This window comes from Leptolyngbya sp. FACHB-36 (assembly GCF_014695955.1).
Lineage (GTDB): Bacteria > Cyanobacteriota > Cyanobacteriia > Leptolyngbyales > Leptolyngbyaceae > FACHB-36.
The window spans coordinates 1-5,375 of record NZ_JACJPG010000464.1 but is presented as its reverse complement, the minus strand read 5'-3'; the positions used below and the strand labels follow the sequence as shown (position 1 = coordinate 5,375).

At 54.5% G+C, this 5,375-nt stretch carries 5 protein-coding genes; 1 reads left to right on the top strand and 4 read right to left on the bottom strand.

The window, feature by feature from the left end:
* The 4 genes from H6F43_RS13280 to H6F43_RS13265 form a co-directional block, all read right to left on the bottom strand.
* The coding region (locus tag H6F43_RS13280) for a tetratricopeptide repeat protein (RefSeq protein ID WP_277879931.1) at nt 1-1,476 on the bottom strand (1,476 nt) is incomplete at its 3' end.
* A gap of 48 nt (nt 1,477-1,524) precedes the next feature.
* Entirely contained in the window at nt 1,525-1,884 is a 360-nt protein-coding gene (locus tag H6F43_RS13275; RefSeq protein WP_190343219.1) for a hypothetical protein, read from the bottom strand.
* Between the two features lie 83 nt (nt 1,885-1,967).
* Nucleotides 1,968-2,678, bottom strand: a complete 711-nt coding sequence (gene pyrF / locus H6F43_RS13270) for an orotidine-5'-phosphate decarboxylase (protein WP_190343218.1) — start codon at nt 2,676-2,678, stop codon at nt 1,968-1,970.
* Nucleotides 2,678-3,529 carry a nucleotidyltransferase domain-containing protein gene (locus H6F43_RS13265; RefSeq protein ID WP_190343217.1) on the bottom strand — a complete coding sequence of 284 codons (852 nt, stop codon included), beginning with the start codon at nt 3,527-3,529 and terminating at the stop codon, nt 2,678-2,680. Before H6F43_RS13265 ends, pyrF begins: the two co-directional genes overlap by 1 nt.
* 101 nt (nt 3,530-3,630) lie before the next feature.
* On the opposite strand from H6F43_RS13265, the gene H6F43_RS13260 reads away from it, so the two are divergent.
* The coding region (locus H6F43_RS13260) for a tetratricopeptide repeat protein (protein WP_190343216.1) at nt 3,631-5,375 on the top strand (1,745 nt) is incomplete at its 3' end.

Here is a 5,375-nt window from a genome sequence, read left to right as displayed (position 1 = left end):
TGCCAAATCGTTCAGGCTGGTTGCCACATCGGGATGGTCGTTGCCTAACTGCCGTTGACTAATGTCGAGTGCTTGCACATAGAGCGGTTCTGCCTCCGAGTAGCGTCCCTGCGACTGGTAGAGTCCTGCCAAATTGTTCAGGCTGGTTGCCACATGGGGATGGTCGCTGCCTAACTGCCGTTGCCGGATGTCGAGTGCTTGCACATAGAGCGGTTCTGCCTCCGAGTAGCGTCCCTGCAACTCGTAGAGGAATGCCAGCCAAGCTAAACTCAATGCCACCTCTATCTCTGAGCCTGATGTTTGCGTAATCTTGATGACCTCCTCTAGGTGAGGAATCACCGCTGTTGTTTCTTCGATTAGCGATCGCTCTGGCTTCTCAAAACTCCTTTGAGCTTCAGCAAGAACGACCTGATAAACTGCCTGCACCATTACCTCTTCGCTCTCCATCTGCTCCCGCTTTGCCGCAAAAAACTCGCGCAGCAGCGGATGCAGTTGATGGAGTCCTTTCCCTACACGCTGAAGCAGACTTAACTCAATTAGCCGTCTTCGCCCTCGCTCTAACACCTTTGGCTCAAGCAACAGACACCATTGCGCTGGCGCTTGCGATCGTTTCCCCAGCGACAGCAACCGCTTCAACCACCCCGGTTGCACTGGCTCGGTTCGACACAACTGCACCACTTCCTCGACCCATTTCCACTCAACTTCAGCGATCGCAAATAGGCTGAGTATCGCTGAAAGCTGCTGTTCAGCGATTGCAAGTTTTTCCCAACTCAACTGAAACACTGCTTCAATCGGCAATAGCGAATCTTGCTTCAGCTTTTCCGCTCTCAACTGCTGAAATACCTCTTGCAGCGGTAAATCCGGTTCAACCTTCAAAAACTTTGCCACTAGTTTGATGCCTAATGGCAAATATCCCAACCATTCACACAAATCCTCAGCGATCCCTTGATCTGTTGGGGTCAACGATTCATTTAGACCAATCTCATATAGCAATTGAAATGCGGCTAATGGCGGTAGTTGATCGAGATTAATCAATCGAACCCAGTCTTCTTGCAGTTGTAATCGCGTCGTCAGCAGCAGCTTGAAGCGCGGCTCGTTGGGCGGCAAATACGGCTCAATATCTGTCCACTTCTGCACGTCATCCAGAATTATCAGACAGTCTCCCACCGGAAACCTTGCCCAACACCAAGCCGCGTCTACAGACTGGAGATCGATCGCTAAATTCAAATACTTCTCAGCAAACAAAAGAATCTGCGATCGCAAGTCCTCCCGCGCATTCAGCCAGCACACAGCACCGGGGTACGTCTGCTCTCGCAAATGCTTCAGCGCATACTGCAACGCCAACTCCGTCTTGCCGATGCCACCCATCCCAGAAGCCGCGACGATCGACACGGTATTTTCCCGCTGCAACCACTCATGCAGCGTCTTGAGGTCGTTCTCCCGTCCAACGAAGGTTTCTGTTCCACGCTGGGTCAGATTGTGTGGGGTGATTAGCGTAGTCGGTGCCCGTCCCGACGACTCCAGTCAAATGAATGTATTATTTTGCGTCTGAACAAAACCCGTATTCGCAATATTCATTTTGCCGAAATTCACAATCCCGCCGGGTTGCTGCTGAACAGCCATTGCCGTCGCATCTACAGCAGCTTTCACCTCTGGTTCCTGTACAGAGACGCGCCGAACCTCTTCCACCACTTCTGCATCAATCACGTTGGGATCGGTTGCAGCTTCCAAGCGCTTCACAGTCTCCGGTGATTTTCGTTGCAGTAGTCCTAGCAACTTCTTTCCTTCAGCCAAGGCACCTTCACCAATTTTCTCTCCAACTTTTTCTGTTGCTTTCGTTGCCAGGATCGTCAACACAATGGTTGCAATAGTTACTGGGTCCATAAGATGTTAAAAGAAGGAGGGCTACATCTTTTCTACCGCAGGAAACCCAACTCCTCCAGGAACTTTATACTGTCGATCGCCTCTCAGCCCACTTCCTCACACACTCGCTCAAACGCCGCCGCCGGATCTGCCGCCGCCGTAATCGGACGTCCGATCACCAAGTAATTTGCTCCCGCCTTTAGCGCTTCCGCAGGCGTTACTACGCGCCGCTGATCGCCCGCCTCAGCCCACGTCGGACGCACTCCCGGACACACCAGTAAAAACTCATTTCCGCAGGACTGCCGCAGTTGCGCCGCCTCCAGCGGAGAACAAACGACGCCTCCTAGCCCGCTTTCCTGCGCTAGTAGTGCCATGTGCAGCACGTACTCCGGCAGCTCTAGCGGAATTTTTAGATCGAAGGCGATCGTCCGCGCGGTCAAACTCGTCAGCAGCGTAATTGCCAGCAGCGTTGGCTCTGGCAGTCCAGCTTCGGCGGCACCTGCTTGGGCAGCCGATCGTGCCGCTTGCAGGGCTTCTTTACCCGCCGTCGCATGGAGGGTGAGCAGGTCTACCCCAAATTGGGCGGCAGCGTGACAGGCTCCCGCCATCGTGTTTGGGATATCGTGAAATTTCAGATCCAGGAAAATCCGCTTCTGTCGCGCTTTCAGCTGCTTCAAAATTCCTGGACCCGCGCTGACAAACAGTTCCAGTCCAACTTTCCAGAAGGTGACTTGTGGGATGCGATCGACCAGCGCGATCGCGTCGGCTTCCGTTGAGACATCCAAAGCAACAATGAGGCGATCGGCGTTAGACATTACGAGTTTGGAAGATGCAGCGACACCAGTGTATCGGTTTCCTGCACCAGCGCATCTAGAATATTGATTACTTGAGCAATTGCCTCCGACGTATCGGTTAAGTCACTAAAGACTTGGTGAATGCGGCTCTGAAATTCAGTCGGAGCATATGGAAACGTGGCGGCGATCGCCACAGCGCCCTTCTCGTTCATCCAGTATTGCTCGTTCAGCGCAAACAGCGTCTGAGTCAAACACATGACCGCACGAAAGCTGCATCCTGCCGCATAAGTGACATCTCGACGGGCAACGCTTTTACGCGCAATTTGCACCGAAAATTTTGCTTCCCACAGAAATTTTGTGACGATCGTCGTTTGCAGCGATCGCGGATAAGGAATGGTTCTCGCCTTCAGCTTGGTAAATGTGCCATTCGGGTCCCACAACGGCTTGCCGAGTGCGACTTCCGCCAGGTAGATATATGAGGCGAATCCCTGCGGATGTCCTGGCTGGTAATCAATCTGAATTTCTCCTGCGTGGCACTGGTCAATCACCGTCGCAACTTTTTGCAAATCACGGTACAAAAAATCGACCGGAATTCCTTGAACAACAAGCCAACCGCCGCCATTGATCCACGGTCCCCACTCGCCGATCGATGTAATAATCTCCGTTCGGTGCTGATCGTCAATGTCTGCGGCAATTTGAGCAATCGCAGCGATGTCGAGTGGACGATCGCCCTGATAGTAAAGCCCCAAGTCGATATCTGAGCCAGCGTGATGCGTCCCCCGCGCCCGCGAACCTCCAAGCGTAATCGCTTCGATGCCGTTGACTTGCTGTAGCCGTTGAGTGATTTCTACAATCAGAGTATTTATAGTCACGGACAATCGCACCTTTATGTAAGTAGATTTTCAAGAATAGATGGGCACCCTGATGAAGTGATTAAAATGAACTGCCAGATATCACGAGGGTAGATTCCACGATGCCACTTTCTGCGGACACGATCGCCGTTGCCCTTCAGCACCAGCGCGACGGACGCCTAACCAAGGCAGAGCAGGTCTACCGTCAGATACTCCAGCAGCAGCCAAACTCGATCGATGCGCTGAACTTGCTAGGAGCACTGGTTTACCAGCAAGGCAAGGTTGCCGAAGCCGTCACCTGCTTCGGGCGAGTGTTAGCGTTGCAGCCAGAGAATCCCGACGCATTTAACAGCCTGGGAATTGCCCTAAAGGGACAGGGCAAGGTTGCCGAAGCCGTAGAGCACTATCGCCAAGCACTATCGCTGAATCCGCGTCATGCGCAAGCGCACAATAACCTGGGCAACGCGTTAAAGGAACTGGGCGACCTGGATGATGCGATCGTCGCCTACCGCCACGCCATTGATTTGCTGCCCAGCTATCCCGAAGCCCATCACAACCTCGGCGTTGCCTTGAAAGATCGGGGCGAGTGGGACGCTGCTGCCGACCACTACCGCGAAGCCGTGCGTCTGAAGCCCAGCTACGCCGACGCCCACCACCACTTGGGCATTGTTCTCCAGCGACAGGGCAAGCCAGAAGACGCGATCGCGCATTACCAGCAGGCGATCGCGCTAAAGCCAGCGCCCGATATTTACAACAGTTGGGGTGGCGCACTCCAGCAGCAGGGCAAGTTCGACGAGGCGATCGAGCAGCATCGACAGGCGATCGCGCTAAAGCCAGAGTTTGCCGAGGCGCACCATGGATTGGGGAACGCGCTCCAGCAGCAGGGCAAGTTTGACGAGGCGATCGCCCACTACCAACAAGCGCTAACGCTGCGACCTGATTATGCAGAGGTCTGCAACAACCTGGGCAACGCCCTGCAAGCGCAAGGAAAAACCGATGCGGCGATCGCGCAATACCAGCGAGCACTGGAACTGCGACCCAATTTTGCCGAGCCGCACAGCAATTTGGGGTCCGTGCTGAAAGAACAGCGCCAGTTTTCTGACGCGATCGCCCACTATCAGCAGGCGCTCGCGATTGAGCCGAACTATGCCGCTGTCCACAACAACCTGGGCAACGTCTACCAGGACATGGGCGAGATTGAAACGGCGATCGATTGCTACCGTCGCGCGCTGGTGCTTCAGCCGGACTCCGCCGAAATTCACAGTAACCTGGGCAACATGCTCCAGCAGCTTGGGCAGTTTGACTCCGCGTTCGAGCACTTTCAGCAGGCGATCGACCTCCAGCCCGACTATGCCGGGGTTTACAACAACTTAGGAATTGCTCTGCGCAACCACGGACAGATCGAAGAGTCGATCGCCGCCTACGAGCAGGCAATTAATCTAGCTCCCGATTTTATCGAAGCGCAGTGGAACAAAGCGCTGACCCAGTTGCTGATGGGCAAACTGGCAGAGGGATTTGCAGGCTACGAATCGCGCTTTCAGTGGAACCGATATAAGCAGCAAAACGCCCGACGATCGTATTCACAGCCGCGCTGGGACGGCTCCGCGATCGCCGGAAAAACAATCTTTCTCTACGCAGAACAAGGCTTGGGTGACACCCTCCAGTTCATCCGCTATGCCGCTCTTCTGGCTCAGCAGGGTGCCCACGTCATTGTCGAATGTCAGGCGGCATTAATTCCGCTGCTGCAAGCCGTTCCCGATATCGAGCAGTGGATTCCCCACGGCAGTTCGCCGCCTGCCTTCGATGTGCATGCGCCGTTGATGAGTCTGCCCCACCTGTTTGGCACCACGATCGACACGATCCCCGC

What these genes read in the sequence shown, in the direction of transcription:
- H6F43_RS13275 (WP_190343219.1), bottom strand. Translation starts at nt 1,884, where the DNA reads ATGGACCCAGTAACTATTGCAACCATTGTGTTGACGATCCTGGCAACG.
- pyrF (WP_190343218.1), bottom strand. Translation starts at nt 2,678, where the DNA reads ATGTCTAACGCCGATCGCCTCATTGTTGCTTTGGATGTCTCAACGGAA.